Genomic DNA, 19,017 nt, shown 5'->3' on the forward strand with positions numbered 1-19,017 from the left:
GCACAGGCTAACGGTCTCCTATGCTACAAAGAGCTCGTTTATTGAAGCATTTTCAATCAGAAATGGTATAATATACTTCGACTTCCATCCGGATTTTCACGCGCCATACAAATATGATTCCGTTCCCGAATTATACGGTATCCCAATTGCTCTAATGCGCGGATAACTCTGTTTTTTGGGGCATCTACTGGAAAACGAGGCATTAGATATTCACTTCAGTTACAAAAACGTCTAGGGCGGGTTCCTCGATTTCGAGTTCTTCTTTTCCGAAAGTCTCAATATAAAATCGAATTGCCGAAGTTACGTCTTCAACACTTTCCGTGTAGGTGTTGCCTTGTCCTATGACGACCCCTTTCAATCCCAGTGGATAGGCGACATAACCATCGGTATGTTTTTCGACAATAATCTTAAAGGGTTGCATTCTGTTTTCCTTTTTTCTATGTGAATTTATCTAATCGCTAAACCGCGAGCGGAGTGCCCACAAGCCCTGTCCGGGTTCACTGATGTAGAAAAAGCCACCCTCGTTGAACCCATCAACAAGCGTTGCGGGATTGTATTCGGCAAGCACTTCATTGACAGGTGCCCACTCGTAGCCGACGGATTCGATTTCGGCTTGGGTGAGGTGTTCGGTGGCATAGGTGACCTTGAAACGGCCTTCGGGACTGCCGTGAATCAGGTGTGCAGCAGCGGAGAGGTTCTCTTGCAACTCAGGATTTTCTGAAACAGCGTTGAGCGTCGCGGGTGTGCCACGATAGCCGTACTTTCGGATGAGCCGGTCGATTTCAGCGTCCTCACCGAATTCGCGGAGTCCGGGTGCGATGATAATCAACTCGCCATCGTCCGCCATCGCCATCCGTGTGCGATAGATCGCCTTGTTGCCGAGCCATGTGCTTTTAAACTCCCTCGGATCCAAGTAGACGACTACTTTTGCCAAAGGTTCGTCTAAGAACGTCATATTGACGGCTCTGCTCAATTCGGCAGCGATCTCAAACGTGTGTGCATCATCGCCGACGTAAAGACCACGCATGACGCGTTCTCCAGAGGTATCGGCATCCATGACGCTCATGACATACACAATACCGAGTTGCTTCAGGTAGTGTGCGTGTGCGTAATTCAGCACTCTCCTGACAGAGGTATCCGTGCGTCCCATGAGCCGTTCCATCCCGTCTACGGCACCGAGGAAATGGGATTTATTGATCATTTCAACGCCACCCGCACCGACGAGGATGTTCTTAAATCCGTTGGCAATCCCGATGACTTCGTGCGGGATCACCTGCCCAACGGAGATAATGAGTTCATAGGGACTGGGTGACCCAGCCCCTACGAGACGGTGGTTCACGGCAACAGGAATGCTGTAGTCGAGTTTACCTCCCGAAACCTCCTGTACGAACTCGGATGGCACTTCACCGAAGTGGTGTAACCCAGTCCGCCAATGATGGACCTGGTAGGTCGCCTTGGGCAGATCGCCATACATCTCGGCAATCTGTGGTTCGGTCATTGGTGCATGCGTGCCGATAGCGGGCAGGATATCAAACATGGTGCCGTTGCCAGCGTCCCATAATTCGTAGAGCAGTCGGGTGAGTTCGCCAGCGTTTGAGTGGAGGCGCGTTATATCCGGCGGGATTACCAATATCTTCTTCGGGATACCGCCCAATTTGAGGAGTGCTTCATTTAGGAGGGCGCGTTTCTCTTCTGTTGTGATAACGGTGTCTTGTCCACCGTGGGCAATGTAAGTTGACATAGTGTTAGTTCCAGTTGTCTGAAAACAGGAATAATTCTCGGAATAACCTCAATTTTGCCATTACTACGCTACGACGGGGTTTTTCAGAACGCCGATACCCTCAATTTCAATCTCGACGATGTCACCGGCTTTCAATGCGGTTGTTGTGCCGGGTGTGCCGGTAAAGATGGCATCCCCCGGTTCGAGGGTAATCGCCTGTGAAATGAAACTGACAACCGTTGTCACTGGGAAAATGAGATCGGCAGTCGTCTGCTTCTGAACGACTTCACCGTTGATGCGGGTTTCCAATTGTGCATCGGTATAGTCAAGGTCAGTAACGATGACGGGACCGATGGGACCGAAAGTATCTGATGCTTTGGCACGCCACCATTGCAAGTCGTTGCTCTGCCATGTGCGTGCACTGACATCGTTGCCACAGGTTACGCCCAAAATATTGGCGGCTGCTTCTTCTGGGGTTGCTTTTCGGGTCTGTTCCTTCATGACGACCACGAGTTCTCCTTCGGCGTGGATGTCATCATCGCCATCGGGCAATTCTATGTTACCCTCCGGGTCGTTGATACAGGAAGGCGTTTTGATAAAGATTTCAGGATTTTGCGGTTCTGGAGCACCGTCCAGATGGCTCCGATAGTTCAAGCCGACAGCCAATACCTTTGTGGGTGTAGTGGGTGCAAGTAGTTTGACATCCGCCAATGCGACGGTTTCTCCTGTCTCGCTATATTCACTGAACGGGCATCCCGATAGGACGCTCAGACTGTCTCCTGAGACACTGCCGTAACTGATTGTTCCATTTAATTCATATCGTGCCAATTTCATAGTAATCTCCTTTTTTATAAGTTCAGACTCGCCTACGCCTACTGATACAAAGTTTTGAAGCGCGTGGGAGAGTCTGAGTCGTCAGCAGTCGGAAACCATCAGGGGATGATTGTGGCGGTTGCACTATTTTTTGATGCCCTAAATATCTCTTGACTGACAGCCGATAGCCGATAACCGATGGCTATTATATCGCGTATACAGTGGTCTGTCAATTTATTTTTCGTGACGAGTTATCGGTGGCAATAATTTGACATTTCGCCCGAAATGTGCTACAATTCCTAACATAATCTATAACTTTAAACGGAACCTGTAGCCTGCAACAATACGCAGAAATACCTAAGCAAAAACACGCAGGCGGATTTAAAAAAGGCACGTGATAGATAAAACGCACGTCGTTTCTCCGCAAGGTAAATTAAAAACATGATAAAACTTGGAATTGTCGGTGCATCGGGGTATAGCGGTAGCGAATTGCTGCGTTTCCTCGTCAACCACCCTGGCAAACTGGAGATAGCACTCTGCACGTCCGAGACCTACGCAGGGCAGTGTATCGACAGCGTCCTCCCGAATCTCCGCGGGTTTCTATCCTCCAAATTTGAAGCCTTAGATATTGACTCCCTCAAAGATAGAGTAGATGTCGTTGTGCTCGCTGTTCCGCATAAAGTGGCGATGTCCTTCGTGCCGCAGATTTTAGCACAAGGCTTACGCATCGTGGATTTCAGTGCGGATTATAGACTAGAAGATGCCGAAACCTACGAAGCTTGGTATCATGTGGAACACACGAGTACATCGCTCATGTCTAAGTCTGTGTACGGACTGCCGGAACGCTATCGTGACTGCATTCGTTCCGCTCAACTTGTCGCGAACCCAGGGTGTTATCCAACGAGTGCCATACTCGCAGCGATGCCGTTCCTGAAGCACGGGATCGTGGCGTTAGATTCCATTATCGTTGATTCAAAGTCGGGCATTTCTGGGGCTGGTCCGAAGCCGAGTGAAAACACGCACTACGCGAATCGAGAATCCAATTTTATCGCTTACAATATCGGTGTCCATCGGCATACACCGGAGATTGAACAGGAGTTGAGTGCTGTCGCATCTGAACCCGTTCGCGTGACGTTCACACCCCACCTTGTCCCGATGACACGCGGTATCCTTAGCACTGTGTATATGCAGCTCACAGAAGAAATCACCACAGAGGAAGCCGTTGCTATCTACACAAATTTCTATAAAAATGAACCGTTCGTTCGGGTACTTCCAGCCGGTACATATCCGCAAACGAAGGCAGTTCTCGGTAGCAATTATTGCGATGTTGGGCTTGAGGTGGATGCGCGGACCCGTCGAATCGTCGCGATGGCAGCGATTGACAACCTCGGTAAAGGCGCGGCGGGAGCCGTTGTGCAGAACCTCAATCTGATGTTCGGCTTCAAAGAGACTGACGGGCTGAAGGTGCCGGGGATGATGCCGTAGAATATCTGTCAGTTATCGGAAACCCTCAGCGTGCCTGGCAGTGAAAACGTAGTCTTCATTGAGAGATGGTTGGACTGCACCGAAGAACCACCGGGAAACGAAGTGGAACGGTGACCAGATTGAATAGTTTAAAAATTATGATTGTTGCTGGAGAACCCTCTGGTGACTTGCACGCTTCTCATGTCGCACGTCGACTCACGGCACTGTGTCCCGATATAACACTCTTTGGTATGGGCGGAGACTGGATGGAGACTGCATCCGTGTCGCTCGATTTTCATATCCGAGATTCGGCGGTGATGGGATTTGCGGATGTTATCACTGTCCTACCGATGTTCCTTCGGAAACAAGCGCGTCTGAAACAGCGTATCCGTGAGGAACACCCCAACGTTCTGCTCCTCGTGGACTTTGCGGAGTTTAACATGCCGTTAGCGAAGTTCGCCTGGAAACACAATGTTCCCGTCGTGTATTACATTCCGCCGAAAGCGTGGGCGTGGCGTGCAAACCGGGCACGAAAATTGGCAAAATGGGCTAACGTTGTTGCCGCCATTTTCCCGTTTGAAGCGGAATTTTACCGAAATGCAGGTGCGAATGCCGAATTTGTCGGGCACCCCCTTGTTGATTTCGCACAAACCCCCCTCAGTTCACACGCCGCACGCGAACATCTCAATCTAAAGGGAGCGGGGTTAAAAACCCCTCCCACAGACGATGAGAATACACCTGTCATTGGATTGATGCCGGGGAGCCGTCGTTCCGAAATCCAACACATTTTACCGGTTATGCTAAGTGCCGCGGCGAATATCGCTCAAGTCTACCCCAACGTCCAGTGGGTTCTCCCGTTAGCCCCCGGAATCTCACACGAACGCATCGCGAAGGACCAGCAAGCGCAAAATTTATCAGGGTTGCAGGTTCCACCCATCACGATTGTGGAAGACGCAACGTATCCAGCAATGCGGGCATCAACGCTATTGTTGGTCACCTCTGGCACGGCGACGCTGGAGGCGGCGTGTATTGGCACACCGATGATCATCGTCTTTCGGACCGCATCGCTTAACTGGCATATCGTCAAGTCGTTGACCCCTTTGGAACGGAGTGGACTTCCTAACCTTATCGCAGGACAAGACATTGTCCCGGAGCTCCTACAGACAGAACTAACACCGTCCGCTTTGACGGAATTGGCTCTTGATTTCCTGCGGAATCCAGAGAAACGGGAGATACAACGGAAGGCACTCCAAGCGGTGCATGCACAACTCGGTACCGCCGGTGCCGCTGAACGGACGGCGGAATTAGTGTTAGATACTGCAAAAAGTCTGTAAAGTGTTCTAAAGTGCCTAAAGTTGTTAGGAAACCCTCTTTCAACTTTACAGACTTCGCAACTTTAGTACACTTGCAAACTTTATTCACTATGAAACTCACACACGTTTTCGGCCTTGGCTTGCTACAGCAGAGAATTCTCACTACCCCGCTACGCTTTTTATTAACGCCATTGCGTTGGCTCTACACGGCAAGTGTTCAATTCCGAAATATTTTATATACTCGCGGCGTGATTAAAGCACGCAGGTTGCCGTGTCGAGTCATCAGTGTCGGGAACATTGTTGTCGGTGGGACAGGTAAGACACCTGCTGTCATTGCTATTGCGAAACATCTTCAAAGAGAGGGGATGCGCGTCGCTATTCTGCTGCGCGGGTATAAACGCCGTGGAGGCAAAAAAATGAGCTATAGGCTCATGTCTTCGCTTCCGCTTCGTGAAAAAGTGACGATCGTCTCGGACGGCGAAAAAGTGTGTGCTTCGGCTATAGAAAGCGGTGACGAAGCACAGATGATGGCGAGATACCTCAGCGGTGTTCCGATTCTTGTAGGAAAATGTCGTTATCTGGCAGGTCGGGTTGCGATTGAGCGTTTCAAAGTAGATGTGTTGCTCTTAGATGATGGATTCCAGCATCGGCAGCTTGCACGGGATGTCGATATTCTTACGATTCCCGTGACACACCCGTTCGGGAGTCCAGAGAAATTGCTACCCGCGGGAACCTTACGTGAGCCACCCTCCGCGCTAAAACGCGCAGACCTCATTTTACTGACACACGCAGACATTCCTGACGTATCCACACATATCAAAAAATTGGTAAAATCGTTGGCACCGAACGCCTTGGTCCTGGAAAGCATTCACCAACCGATATACTGCTATCCATTGGTCATGGAGGCGCCTGCTGTGCAGGAAACCTTCAGTCGTCAGTTTTCAGCTAAGAGGTTTTCGTTTAACGCGAGGAAACACCCAAGCAAAAACCCCCTCTTTCAACCGAGAACCGACAACCGAGAACCGACAACCATTCCTCCGAGAACCGATACCTATGATATAAAAGCACTCAAGGGAAAACGGGTTCTCGCAGTTTGTGGCATTGGAAATCCGAACGCGTTTGTTGCGACCCTCAGGCGGTGTGCCGTCGCGCGTGTGGAACTATTGGAATTTCCCGACCACCATGTCTATACCGAAACCGACAAACAGCATATATACACGGCTTTTCAAGAAACAGGAGCGGATCTGATTGTCACAACACAGAAAGACGAACAGAAATTAGCGGACGTTGTAGGGGAAACCGGGGTATCCAGTCCCTACGGGGAACTGCCGATCGTTGTTTTAGCGGTGGCGTTGGTTATTACGGAAGGCGATGCGGCGTTCACTGATGTGTTGTTGGGTGCCAGTTAATTCCAGGTCCGTTGCCGATCGAGCCATTTGACGGAAAAATGGAGCAGGTTTTCCATAATTTTATCGTTGATTTGGACATCTGCCTCCGTTTCATTCTTCAAGCTGGTGACAATGTATAACCCTTTCTGAAAGGGTAGGAGTAAAAGCGCTGAGGCATTTTCAGATCCATTCTTTGGATGCCCCGTCGCAGATGTGTTAATTTTGGCGAGAGATGTCCATTTTCCAAGAGGATCCAACCACATATCATCCAGTTGAATAAAGGGTTGATCCTGGGTCTCTGGATCGGTGTGATGCCCATTAAGGGGGTTCGGATATTGGAAAATACGTGAGCGTTTTCCTTGCGATGTCGGAGAGAGTTCATAAGTCTCTTCACATTCAACGCCGGTAAGGGGTTCTGGAATCCAACCTGTGCCGCGGCGCTGCTTGGCACTGGCTTTGACATCTTGCCCGGAAACGACGACGACCCCACCTTGGCTGACGAAATTTTTAATTCGGTGTTCTGTATCTATGTTTAATCGGTAGCCGGATTTGTAAATCTCACCGTTGCCAATCCATAAAATATCGGTTTTTGCCAACCGATCGGTTCGCAAATCTTGAACTGAGTTGTAAATTATGTGGTGATCCTGAACATATTCAAAACGCTCGAGGACTGGAAACTCGACAGTGGATGTATTCCCAGTCAGTGCCATGAGTTTAAACGGCATCGCGATTTGGACTTCCGAACGTTTTATATCAGGCATTCTGGAAAGCCCGTTTCCTGATTTCCAAATTGCAGCATTTATACCCTTCACAATTCGATGTCGCATCCGTTTTCGTCTACGTTTTCGCTGTTCCGACGTGTTGAGGTTACAGGGTTGCGGATAAACAAGCGGTGCTAACGCTGCATGTCGAATTGGGTTGCTATGTATCTGCTCAATGACGGAAGCCTGCGCTGTAATCCGGGCGCGGTTTATGGGGAAAAGCCGTTTGTAGATAGGGAATCCATGGCGGAGTTTGTTATCAAAACGGCGAAACGCGTTTTCAACGTTCCATCTTCGGCTATAACTCGCATCAATTGCCTTTAAATCAATACGTTCCTCATTGATATTCGTCACATACCCGTGAACGACGTTGATACCGTGGACGGCATTGCCATCTTTATCGGTAATAGCGATGTTCTCTGTATCACGCATGTCTAAAATAGTATCTGTCAAGCCGGTAAGACTGAAAAGCTCAGGCTGGTATTTCTCTGCGCTTTCAACGATGGTGCAGTAACGGCGCGGGAAAACGATATCCGCGTCGCGGAAGGAGCGAAACTTGAACCAAATTTTCTTGTAATTGTTTATGGCGCGCCTGTCTCGAATGGCGACACGCTCGAAAGGGTCTATATTACGCTTGATGACAGGAATGACCTCAAGTCTTTGAACACTGAAGGCACCGATATGGTATTTGTACTCATAATTCTTTTCCCACTTCGGTGAGTCTTCTGTCAACCGAATGCGTCCGAGTTGGATGGTATAGGGCGTATTGTTTTCAAAGATGATTTCATCACCTTCTGCGCGACACCGCAAGCCGCGGTCGTCCCGGCGGTTGAGGTTTGCGAGATCCTTCTTAAATTCGTGTTCATATTCCCATTCGTCTGTGTAGCCGTTGTTGTCTTTATCCTTCACATCCATGAGCGCAATGTGTTTCTGATTGTAATCTTTGAGGATAGCTGTGTACTCAGCGGCGTGTTCACCGAAACGGACTCGGACTTTGACGCGCGTTCCAATCAGGCGTTCGATTAAACGCTCATAACTCTCCTGCTCCAAGTAACTTGTAGATTCATCTTCCAAGCTGCCGAGCCTTTTTTCGAGGTTGCCGCCAGTGTCTTCATAGGCGTTAGCATACCTCTCTAAACGTTTGTTCGCACCTCTTGTGAAACTGCTCCATGCCATGCTAATGGCTTCTTTCAATGCCTCGTTGAGCGCGATAAACATGTTCCGAATTTTTCGCCCAATTTTGTAGATAAGGGGTGGATGGTAGACGCGCTCAAGTTCCCACGCCCGTTCTCTGAGTTCACGCTCATTCATTGAATCGTGGTAACGGATATAGGCAACGATCCCCTCATCACTCTCACCATTGGTGAAAATGTAACTCGGGGCGTGTCCGCGCTGCCGGGATTCCTCAGAGATGATCTCCATGCCTGTGAATTCCAGCCGCATGGTGCCTCGATACCGTCGACCGTCCTTCATCTGAAAAACGACGTACTTATTCAGAAGCTTCTTAAGGAGTTTATCCTTTTTAAAGAGCCTGATTATATATCCAATGCTACTGATTATAAAAACGAGGAGGATGACACCGACGTAGACCTGCGAATTCGACCACCAACTCTGTGCCTGTTTTTGGACCTCCTCAACGACATTGGATTCTTGTCCGAACGCTGGGTGCAGAAATATGAAAAGGATCGAAACAAGAATGAAGCATGCTCTTCTCCCTATAGAGATTTCATACCTACGGGGTGAAGAGGGGCATATGAATGTATTTAGAAAGCCTTTCATCATCAAGCCTCCATTTTCTTTCTACAGAGATTTCACCCTTGACTCCCCTTAATCAGGGGATAGGGGTGAGGAAAGCCTTTTAACCGACAACTGACGACTGACAACCCTTAAAAAATATGAACTCCGTTTTCGGCGGCGATTCTCCGGACATTCGCGTTCGCGAGTGGTATTTTCTCTGCGGGAAGATGTTCTATCAATCCGTAGCCATTCGGGTAGAGTGCCTCAAAACGTTTTAATGCGACACCGAGTGCCAATTCACCCGCACCGGGTACCTCCTCATTGAGGTGGAGCACTAAACCGTTCTGCACGCTGATGTCTTTAATATGTGCCATCGGTGCGACCGGTCCCATAACATCAAAAATGTGGTTAAGCCGTGCTTCGCTCTCATAGACCTGCCGAAGTGTTTGGAAGTGGTTGACGAAATCCATGACGATACGAAGCCTCTCGGAACCGACACGCTCCACCACTTCACGACATGTTTCGGGTGAATCCATGATTGAAACGGCATGTGTTTCCATAACAAGGGTCAACTCGTGTCGTTCGGCATGCTCTGCAATCGGTTTCAATGTGTCAATCAGACGCTCCATCGATGCTGGCAGATGGTTATCTCTATGGGAGGTCCAGGCCCCGTCGGGATTGAGACTCCCTGCACGAAATAGATAATGGTGTGCGTTGAGTGCGGCAGCCGTTGGTATGCCACGTTGGACGCTGGCGATACCTGCTTTTCGGATATCGGCATCGGGATGGAAAAGGCACTCTTCATAAGTTATGCCGAATTGCACAAGGTCCAGTTCCGCGGTTTCTAACATTTGCACACAGCGGGGGACAGCATCTGGTGGGACAGACGGAATCTCCGCGCTATTGAAATGGAAGCTTAAACCGGTAAACTCCAACGCTTTGATTTTTGCGATTTCATCCGATGTGAGGGTGCGAAAATCCCCACAGAGTCCAACAACACCGAGTCTCATATTTTAATTATTCCTTGCGGTTCGGTTAGGATAATTGGGTAACGAAGGTTACTGTGCGTATATCCGCCTGCGTATTTTTGCTTGGGGTTTTTGATAGGGGTCTTTGCTTGGGCATTTCTGCGTATTTCTGCGTATTTCTGCGTATTGTTGCAGGCTATCCGTTTTGGTTCGTCATTTCAAACGCAGCTACTTTAATGCCACCTGCAGCTTTTCCAATAGGTGCTTTGCGTGCTGGAGATCTTTCGTCTCAAAACCTTCTGAAAACCATACGTATATCGGTCTCAGTAAATTGTACGCCTCCCGGTAACGGTCTTGCGTGCACCACAATTCGCTCAGACTGAGAGCGGCTCGGAGTTCCCAAGATTTTGCGCCTTGTCGGCGTGCTATTGCTAATGCCTCCTGAAAATAGGATTCAGCCTTCTCAAAAGTGTTGTAGGAGGGGTTTGTAACCCCGAATTCCCTCTCACCAACCGCCTCGGGCTCTTTACCGAGGACAAAACAGAGTTCGCCTTTCCGACGAGTGAGTTCCGCATCATAGGCACGCTCACCCGTTCGTGTGACGACGCTCAAGGCAGAATCAAGTGTTTGTAAGGCTAATGTATACTGTCCTGCGCGTTGATATGCTTGTGCGAGCAGCGTGAGAAAGAGCGGCAGCAGTAGTTCGGCTCGTGTTTTTTCCCATGCCGCAATGCCCTTACGTATCATCGCGATGCCCGCTTCCGAACGATTCAACTCTGTGAGTGCCCAGCCTTTCATCACTGTTGCGGCGGCTTCCCACAGGGAAAATCCGTGTTCTTGACATATCCGCAGCATTTGCGTTGCGGTGGTCTCCACCATCTCGACTTCGTTTTTATGTTGATAAAGCACGGCTTTAAAGTGGAGCAAGACAGCGTCACTAAAAGGATGGTTTCTATCCTCCCCGATCTTCGCGGCTTCGACAAGGCGTTCTTCTGCTTGCAACGGATAGCCAAGACACCATAAGAGGGGGGCAGAATACGCTAGCAGGGTCGTCCCGGGATCCGCTACGAAGTGTAGAAATGTTGGGACCGGGTGTTGCTGCGGTTGATACAGTTCAATTCCTGCTTCAAGATGTGCCAACGCCTCTTTGAATTCACTTAAATAGTAAAGGGTCGCGCCGAGGGCTCGATGTGCTTCGACCTCAAAGGCAGCGTCTTCGGCTTGCTTGGCAATTACAAAGCACTGTTCACCAAGTTCATGTGCGGAGAGGAAGCGTCCGCGCACGAGATGAGAGAGCCATAATCCAAACAGAATGGGAAAACGGAGGTCCTTTACGCGATCAAGCGAAGTATCGGCATCCTTTCCTAAGATCGATTCCTGACTTTCAAGGGTTTCCAAGAGCTCTCTCGCTCGCGTATAGGCACCCTCAACTTCCGGAGCGGCATATCCTTTTGTTGCAATCAGCGCGCTGCCGAGGATCGTCTGTAGTTCCAATTCTTGCTGAGCGGTAGACGCCAACTTCCGTAGATTGGTGTCCGCCGAAAGTTGCTCAAGTGCCGCGAGTCCTTGTGTGATATGGCGAATCCCCTCGACGTTTGCGGAACGTTCAAGTGAGCGTTGCCCGGCACGGTGCCAATAGTCAATCGCTTTTTCAGGCAGACCTGCCTCAGTGTAATGATAAGCAACCAATTCGGGTTGGAAACCGCCATCGCCTTGTAACACTTCTGCAATTCGTTGATGATACCGCTGCCGTCTACTCCTGAGTAAAGATTGATAGGCTGTTTCACGCAGGAGTGGATGTCGAAATGTATAGCGGAGTTGAGTGTCAGCCATTTCGTCTTGATTGAGGATGTAGGCACTGACGAGTGTGTTCAACTCACTTTTCAGAGTCGCGAAATCCGCGAAAAGACGATTTCTCGGATAAAGCCCAGAAGCGACCTCGTGTAATAGTTCTGCGGTCCATTCCCTTCCAAGGGTTGCGCCGAGTTGGACGATTTCTTTCGCGGGACCGAGTTCGTCTAATCTTACTGTCAGTAGATCCTGTAGCGTTACAGGCACCTCCATTGTTTGAGAGCGTGGATCTGTTACACCGAACACGTCGGAGGTCAACGTATCGCCTTCCAACATCATCTGGGTGAGTTCCTCCACAAATAGAGGGACACCCTCGGTCATTTCGACAATCCGTGTCAGTGCCTCCGATGGCAGTGCCGTGTCCCCTGCGACGTGTTGAATCATCTCTTCCACCTGTGGAGGCGTGAGTGCTGCCAACGTCAGCGCATTTGTCCACTCTGGACGTAGCAGTTGCTCCAGCATCTCTGTATCAAGCACAGAACTCTCAAGATCGCTATCGGAGGTTTCATCCTGTAGAGACTGACCGCTTTCCTCAGCCTGTGAACTCTCCCGAAAGCGTTGGGTCCCGGTGCGACAGGACAAAACTGCGAAAATCCGAGCATTTTCGATCCGTGTAATCAAGAGTGTAAGAAACTCTATGCTGGACGGGTCAATCCAGTGCAGATCTTCAACGACAAAAAGTATCGGTTTCTGTTCAGCCATCTTCAGTAGCACTTGAACGAGGACTTCCAAAGTCTGCTGTCGGCGCTGTCTGCGTCCCCAACCCGATGGATATGTGTCCTGTTCAACAGGTCTACTGTATGGACGAGCCCCTACACCGGTTCCCGTTTGTTGTTGTACCTCAAGAGGTATCTCCAATAGTTCGGCGAGAAGTGGCAGCGTCTCTGGCGCGTGCTCCTGTGCTTCACCATCAAAATTTGAAGGGGACGCTGCATCATCTCTCACGGTCGGGATCCTGTAGTCGCGCAGTAAATTTTCAAGTTTGTCAAGACGCGTCTGTGCGGTATCCGTGCTTGAGAACTGCACAACGTGCTCTTGGAACAGCGAAAGAATAGGATAGAGCGGACTATTCTGGTAATACGGAGAGCACCTGCATTCCATAGTCACCGCTTCTGGATGATTCTCAACGTGCTCTTGAATGACTTGCAGACATCTTGACTTTCCGATGCCGGCTTCGCCCTCAATCAGCAGTGCCTGCCCTTTAGATGCGAGCACCTGTGCCCATCTGTGTTTGAGCGATTCAACCTCGCGCGCCCGTCCGATTAAGGGGGTCAATCCACTTTCACTGGCAATATCCAATCGGCTTTGGGCTGGAATTTCACCGGATACTTGATACACATTCACGGGTTGTGAAATACCACGGATCGGGAAAGTGCCGAGGGCAGCAGTTTCAAAAAAGCCTTCAACCAATTGATGGGTTGTATCTCCAATGACAATGCTGTTCGGTGTCGCTAACGCTTGCATTCTCGCAGCGATATTCGGTGTTTTACCGACGATATCAATCGCCTCAGGCGATGCATCCCCCGATATATGCCAGACGACAACAAGTCCTGTGTCAATACTCAGTCGGACCCTAATTTCTACACCAAAGGAGGCCTGCAGATACGGGTTGAGTGTCTCAAGGGCGGCGACGCTGCCCAACGCGGCTCGGACGGCGCGGTGTGCGGCGTCTTCGTGTGCGATTGGGTAGCCGAAGTAGACGAGGATACCATCACCGAAATACCGTGCGATATGTCCATCTTGTGCTAAAACCACCTCCATGATACACGTCCGGTATACCTCTAAAAGATTTCGGAGTTCTTCGGGATCCAATTTTTCAGAAAAGGCGGTGGAGTCAACAATATCACAGAAAAGGACGGTTAACTGGCGATGTTCTGCCCGATGCGGTAGTGCATCTTCCATGACAGCGGTATCGACTGCTGGAATTTGGCGTGGACGTGCGGGACTTTCAAGGGACGTTCCGCATTCACCGCAAAATTTGAACGATGGGTTCAAGAATCCACAATTTGGGCAGCGTTTGTGATGCATGACGCTGTATCCTTCAAAAGCACTTAAGTACCGGTGCGGTTAGGAAACTGCACCTACCGGTTAGGGAAAGTTATTTTCTGAACTGGTTCAGGTATTCTTCTAACTCAGCGTCTCTTGGATCCAATTTGTATGCCTCTTGATAATAATCAAGTGCCTTATCGGTTCTGCCTACCTTCATGTAAAATGAACCGAGGTTGCGATAGGCGACACTATGTGTTGGTTTTAAATCCAACGCACGGATGTAATGGTCGCGAGCGCGCAGCAGATAGATCTTCGTCTGTCCAATTAGAATGTTAAGCGTTGTTTCATTTTCCCAACGCTGTCTATATACCTCTCCGCCGAGTTGTCCCGCCTCTTGTTCAAGGGCGTCAGCGATGGCTTCGTCTCGTGTTTTGAACGTAATGGTGCCAGACGCTGTTTTGTCAACTGCGACTTTAAGTTCCGCTATTGCTTCATCAACGGAGTCTTCTCTCAACTCCTTCTCCCACGAGGGCCAACTCGGTCCAGCGTATTTGAGACCCTGCTCGTAGTAGACGGTGCCAAGGTCGTTATAGATTTCAGCGTTTTCAGGACGCATCTTTAACGCTTCGCTGTAAAGTTCGATGGCTTGTTTATATTTCCCTGCGTTGAACGCATCGGTGGCATGTGTCCTGAGTTGCTTGAATTCCTCACTCTCCAAATTAACGGCGATTCCCAATTCTGGTTTGTCTCTGCCGAAGAAGTAGATACCGCCAATGAGCAGGATAGCAAGACAAACGGCGATGAGTGTCGGTAGTTGCAATTTCATTTTTTAATGTCCCTTGCGGTTCGGTCAGGTGCGTTAAGATATCCTCGTTTCTTTGCGTTATCCGCCTGCGCCGTTGTTGCAGGCTACGCGATTTGGGTTTTGGGTAACTGAAGTCTCTTGTAACTGAAAACTGAAAACTGTTAACTATAAAACACTTATCTCCGCCGATTGTTTCTATTAAAAAAAGTGACGGGAACGGCTTGATAGACCCCGTCTCGTTCAAAATAGACTTGCGTCCTACTTTGGGTACGGATATGGTCATCAACAATTTTGAAAATTTCAAGTGAATGAATTGCGGTATCGTCAATTTGGTAGATAAGGTCCCCACGTTCCAGTGCGTCCGCCAATCCACTGTTTTTCTCGACGTGTGTGACAATAACGCCGCGCTGCCCGTATTTCTGTGCCATCGCCTTATCAGGTTGGGCAAGTGCTATACCCCATCCAGGGGGGGCATAATTCCATTGTAGGGTTTTCAGTGTGAATTCAGTCTGCCGCTTTTTCCCACGGCGGATGAACTCGCACTGAACAGGTTGATTGAGTGGAAGCAGACGCGTGCGTGCGTTAAAGTCTTGTTCGTCCTTTATCCGTTGTCCTGAAATGGCGACAATGACATCTCCCCGTTTAATGCCCGTATCAGTAATCGGGCTGCGTTTCCCTATTTCCGACACCAAGACCCCTATGTTGCGCGACATTGACAGCTTTTCTGCTAACTCTTCAGTTACAGGCTGAACCTCCACGTCGAAGTAGGGGGGAATAACGCTCCCGTACTTCGTAATCTGTTGGACAACCCGCCTCGCCTTATTCACTGGAATCGCAAAACCGACCCCTTGTGACCCGCCACTCGTTGAACGGATGACGGTGTTTATACCGATAAGTTCACCGTGAATGTTCACCAATGCGCCACCACTGTTGCCCGGATTGATGGAAGCGTCCGTTTGAATCAGATCTTCATGATACAGGTCTTCCACGGTGAGTATGCGCTGTGTCGCACTCACAATACCAGCTGTGACCGTGGGTTGCGCGTCGCCGAGGGACAAACCGAACGGATTTCCGATTGCGACGACCCATTCACCGATCAGAAGGGTATCTGAATTGCCCCACTGAATTTCTGGTAGAGATACCCCGTCTGTTTCAACCTCTAAGAGGGCAAGGTCTGAGAAAGGGTCGTATCCGACAATCTGTGCCTCAAATTCCCGTCCATCAGAGATGGTGACGGTAATTTTGTCGGCATCTCTGATGACGTGATAGTTCGTCAGGATGTGTCCCTTCTGATCAACGATAACGCCGGAACCGACCTCTCGTAAGGCGCGTCTGCGCGGAAGGGTAATCTCGCCCCAGAACCATTCGTCAAAGGAGGTCCGCGTTTCAACGCTCCGGGTGGCACTGATATTGACAACCGCGGGACTCGCCTTCGCGACTGCTGTGACAATTGCGGTGCGCCGTGATATTGTAACAGCACTTTGTGCCGCTTCTTTGTGTGTCCCCGCACTATAGGCGCTGCTCCAAAGTGCGCCTACAAGTATTGAAATGAAGATTGAGAGTTTAATTGGATAATGTGTAGTGTCCATAACTTAGCCGGTCAGTTTGAGAGAGATTCTATATCCCTCTAACCCTGGATCCGTGTCAACAATCTCTTGAACGGCTTCTGACGTTCTACGTTTGGCGGGAAAATCATCGGCATTTGCACAGCGGAGTGCGACTCTGGCACCAACCGCACTGGCAGCCCGTAGGTTCTCCAATTCTACCTTATCCAGTGTATCATACGCCGTATGACCGAAGCCTCTACCCCCAGGAGGTGCCTCTGGATCACCCATGTGGCTTGAGGGCACTCCCTTGAGGAAAAACGGGAAATGGTCGGAGTAGGAATGCACCTTTTGTCCAACCGGCATTTCAGCGTGCATCTGCTCACGTGCGGTGTTAAAGAAGGCGTCCAACGCGTCCCAGTGGTGAAGAACGATGCCCTTGCGACTTGAACCGCCTGCCGCATCCATATTGAGCATGAACCGAATGTTATCCAACTCCGAGGCGTGTGCATCGACATAACGGAACGCACCGGTAAGCCCGATCTCTTCGGTTCCGAAAGCGATGAAACGGATGGTGCACTTGAGCGAATCGGCAGCATACGTGGATAGCACACGAGCGGCTTCTATGACGGATACCATGCCTGAAGCGGGGTCATGTGCCCCTTGTGAAATATCGTGTCCGTCGTAATGGCACCCGACAACCACCATTTCTTCGGCGTTTTCATTACCGGGCAAATCTGCGACGACGTTCCATGAGGTCCGCGGTTCATTGATGTCCGTTGTCTGGAGTTTCAGTGTTACCTTTCCATTTTCTCGTGCGATCAACCGCGCCAAGAATTCGCCATCCTCTTTGCAAACGGATATGCCGGGGATAGGGGCGCGCCTGTCATTTTGAAGGCTTCCCGTTTCGGGACCGACACCGGGATGTTCACTGACAAAAATGAATCCACTCGCGCCTGCGAGCACGGCGCGTTCAAACTTCTCCTTGCGATGGACCCATCTTCCGAGATCTGGGGGTGAGGCACTTTTCGCCATAACCAGTTTATCGGTAGGGGTATCACCGACTGCGGTGTATTCGTCAGGACTTCCACATCCGACAGAGATGAGCTCCGTGGTGATGTCTGCAGCGGGGCAGTAGGGTAGCGAGATACAGTGCAATGTCCGACGAATGGGTTCGATGACCTCAAGCGTTGCTGCGCCACGCGTCCAGCCAGCGTAGGGATAGGTCTCAAGTTTAACATTCTGGAGTCCGTAGCGTTTGAAACACGCAGCGATGAAGTTTGCGGCTTCATATTCCTCGGGCGTTCCGGCGAACCGGGCACCGTATTCATCGCATAAGACTGTCAGATTTTCCATCACTTCTCGCGAAGTGTAAATGTCACCGACCATCTGCTGGTCGAGCTGCAAATAAGGGTTCTTCTTGCTCATAATTTTTAATTTTTAATTATACCTTGCGGTTCGGTCAGGTGAATTTGATAAATAATGTGCCTTTCCGTATATCCGCCTGCGCCGATGTTGCAGGCTACGGTTTAGGAATCTCAAAGCATATAGCGTAAGCGGAGCGGAGCGATATGAAGCCCATAAATTAAAAACCTTGTGGAGGAATAACGTCCGTTTCAACTATCAACGACGTTGCTTAAACCCGCCTGTGCCGATGTTGCAGGCTCCGTATCTGGTAGAAAGTTAGAATCCGACTGCGTTTCAAGCGGCGGTAGCGTTTTCATTCTTGCGTTGGCAATTTTTTTGAGCTGCCACGGATCAAGTATCTGAATCCGCCGAAACCGTTTCTTTATGATCTGATGTTGTTTAAACTGATTGAGAAGTGCTTCCATGTTCTCAACGGAACTGCCGATGAGTTGTGCCAACCGCCTCGTCGAGAGTTTACGTTCGATCCACTGCGAACTCCGCCCCATCGCTGCGCGTCTGTGTTCCGGTGCCTCGGCGCAGTTTTGTAACAGGAGTGCGAGTCGGGATGCCGGACTTCGGAGCGCAATGTTCAGGAAAGGGTTCGTCAGTCCTTGAGGCGGTTTCTGACATGAAGTTACAAGATTATAATCCGCTGGTTCCTTTGAACGCCAAGGTAGATACTTCTTTATAAGGCTTCCTAAAGTTCTCTGCGGCGGCATGGCTAAATGCGGTTTTCGTTTTAAAAAATACTGGAAGTTCTGGGTGCTTATAACCCCGACAATGGAAGTCTCAGCAAATGTCTCAGCGGTGATGTTCGGATGTGCGGTGTCATCCTCCCATTTGACCGCTCCAAAGAACTCACCGGGGTCCAGCACATCTAAGGTGATCGCTTCGCCCTCAGGCGGTGTCCGATAAATTTTGATGCGACCCTCTTTCAATAGATAAACACCTTCAGCGGAGAGTGTGTCTCCGTGTTTTAACGTGACGAAGTTTGTTATCCGTGCGAGCGCGTCGGCATCCGATTCGGTAAGGTCTTGAAAAATGTTTATCCCTTTAACGCACCAGAACCGTTCTGGGATTTTTTGTTGTGTAACCATGTTATGAATTTAAAATAGGGGTCCACTCGTCTAATTGTGACGTTTTGAACGTCACATGTGACGTTTTTTCACCCGAATGTGACGTTTTAAACGTCACAGTGGACGTGCAGAAGTCAGGTGAGCCGTGGAATGTGACGTTTTTTCGCTGTTTTTTCGGGAT

At 49.8% G+C, this 19,017-nt stretch carries 13 protein-coding genes and 1 pseudogene; 3 read left to right on the forward strand and 11 right to left on the reverse strand.

Annotated elements, in window-relative coordinates; translation table 11 throughout:
- Positions 1 to 77: 77 nt before the first annotated feature.
- The 4 genes and pseudogenes from F4X88_08930 to F4X88_08945 all read right to left on the reverse strand — a co-directional run bounded on the left by F4X88_08930 (position 78) and on the right by F4X88_08945 (position 2,554).
- Positions 78 to 203 (reverse strand): annotated as a pseudogene (locus F4X88_08930) (type II toxin-antitoxin system HicA family toxin).
- On the reverse strand, positions 203 to 421 hold the full coding sequence (locus tag F4X88_08935) for a type II toxin-antitoxin system HicB family antitoxin (protein MYA56405.1): 219 nt from the start codon (positions 419 to 421) through the stop codon (positions 203 to 205). The pseudogene F4X88_08930 and the gene F4X88_08935 overlap by 1 nt, the downstream one beginning before the upstream one ends.
- A gap of 30 nt (positions 422 to 451) precedes the next feature.
- The gene (locus F4X88_08940; protein MYA56406.1) at positions 452 to 1,741 is read right to left on the reverse strand and encodes a DUF2088 domain-containing protein; all 1,290 of its coding nucleotides are present in this window, start codon (positions 1,739 to 1,741) and stop codon (positions 452 to 454) included.
- A 63-nt stretch (positions 1,742 to 1,804) separates the two neighbouring features.
- Positions 1,805 to 2,554: a fumarylacetoacetate hydrolase family protein gene (locus F4X88_08945; GenBank protein MYA56407.1), complete on the reverse strand. Its 750-nt coding sequence runs from the start codon at positions 2,552 to 2,554 to the stop codon at positions 1,805 to 1,807.
- 420 nt (positions 2,555 to 2,974) lie between these two features.
- Here F4X88_08945 and F4X88_08950 point away from each other — a divergent pair, with 420 nt between their 5' ends.
- The 3 genes from F4X88_08950 to lpxK all read left to right on the forward strand — a co-directional run bounded on the left by F4X88_08950 (position 2,975) and on the right by lpxK (position 6,719).
- Positions 2,975 to 4,018 carry an N-acetyl-gamma-glutamyl-phosphate reductase gene (locus F4X88_08950; protein MYA56408.1) on the forward strand — a complete coding sequence of 348 codons (1,044 nt, stop codon included), beginning with the start codon at positions 2,975 to 2,977 and terminating at the stop codon, positions 4,016 to 4,018.
- Positions 4,019 to 4,083: 65 nt separating this feature from the next.
- Positions 4,084 to 5,331, forward strand: a complete 1,248-nt coding sequence (lpxB, locus tag F4X88_08955) for a lipid-A-disaccharide synthase (protein MYA56409.1) — start codon at positions 4,084 to 4,086, stop codon at positions 5,329 to 5,331.
- A gap of 89 nt (positions 5,332 to 5,420) precedes the next feature.
- Positions 5,421 to 6,719: a tetraacyldisaccharide 4'-kinase gene (gene lpxK / locus F4X88_08960; GenBank protein MYA56410.1), complete on the forward strand. Its 1,299-nt coding sequence runs from the start codon at positions 5,421 to 5,423 to the stop codon at positions 6,717 to 6,719.
- Here the strand turns inward: lpxK and F4X88_08965 are convergent.
- The 7 genes from F4X88_08965 to F4X88_08995 form a co-directional block, all read right to left on the reverse strand.
- Entirely contained in the window at positions 6,716 to 9,241 is a 2,526-nt protein-coding gene (locus tag F4X88_08965; GenBank protein MYA56411.1) for a hypothetical protein, read from the reverse strand. The genes lpxK and F4X88_08965 overlap by 4 nt on opposite strands.
- 104 nt (positions 9,242 to 9,345) lie before the next feature.
- Positions 9,346 to 10,206, reverse strand: coding sequence for a TIM barrel protein (locus tag F4X88_08970; GenBank protein MYA56412.1), 861 nt, complete (start codon positions 10,204 to 10,206; stop codon positions 9,346 to 9,348).
- 186 nt (positions 10,207 to 10,392) lie between these two features.
- Entirely contained in the window at positions 10,393 to 14,043 is a 3,651-nt protein-coding gene (locus tag F4X88_08975) for an AAA family ATPase (GenBank protein ID MYA56413.1), read from the reverse strand.
- Between the two features lie 70 nt (positions 14,044 to 14,113).
- Positions 14,114 to 14,830: a tetratricopeptide repeat protein gene (locus F4X88_08980; GenBank protein MYA56414.1), complete on the reverse strand. Its 717-nt coding sequence runs from the start codon at positions 14,828 to 14,830 to the stop codon at positions 14,114 to 14,116.
- Positions 14,831 to 14,985: 155 nt separating this feature from the next.
- On the reverse strand, positions 14,986 to 16,398 hold the full coding sequence (locus tag F4X88_08985; GenBank protein ID MYA56415.1) for a PDZ domain-containing protein: 1,413 nt from the start codon (positions 16,396 to 16,398) through the stop codon (positions 14,986 to 14,988).
- Positions 16,399 to 16,401: 3 nt separating this feature from the next.
- Entirely contained in the window at positions 16,402 to 17,781 is a 1,380-nt protein-coding gene (locus F4X88_08990) for a M28 family peptidase (GenBank protein ID MYA56416.1), read from the reverse strand.
- Between the two features lie 188 nt (positions 17,782 to 17,969).
- A complete protein-coding gene (locus tag F4X88_08995; GenBank protein ID MYA56417.1) occupies positions 17,970 to 18,857 on the reverse strand; it encodes a Crp/Fnr family transcriptional regulator in 888 nt (295 codons plus the stop codon).
- Positions 18,858 to 19,017 lie beyond the last annotated feature (160 nt).

The sequence above is a fragment of the Candidatus Poribacteria bacterium genome, from assembly GCA_009839745.1.
Lineage (GTDB): Bacteria > Poribacteria > WGA-4E > WGA-4E > WGA-3G > WGA-3G.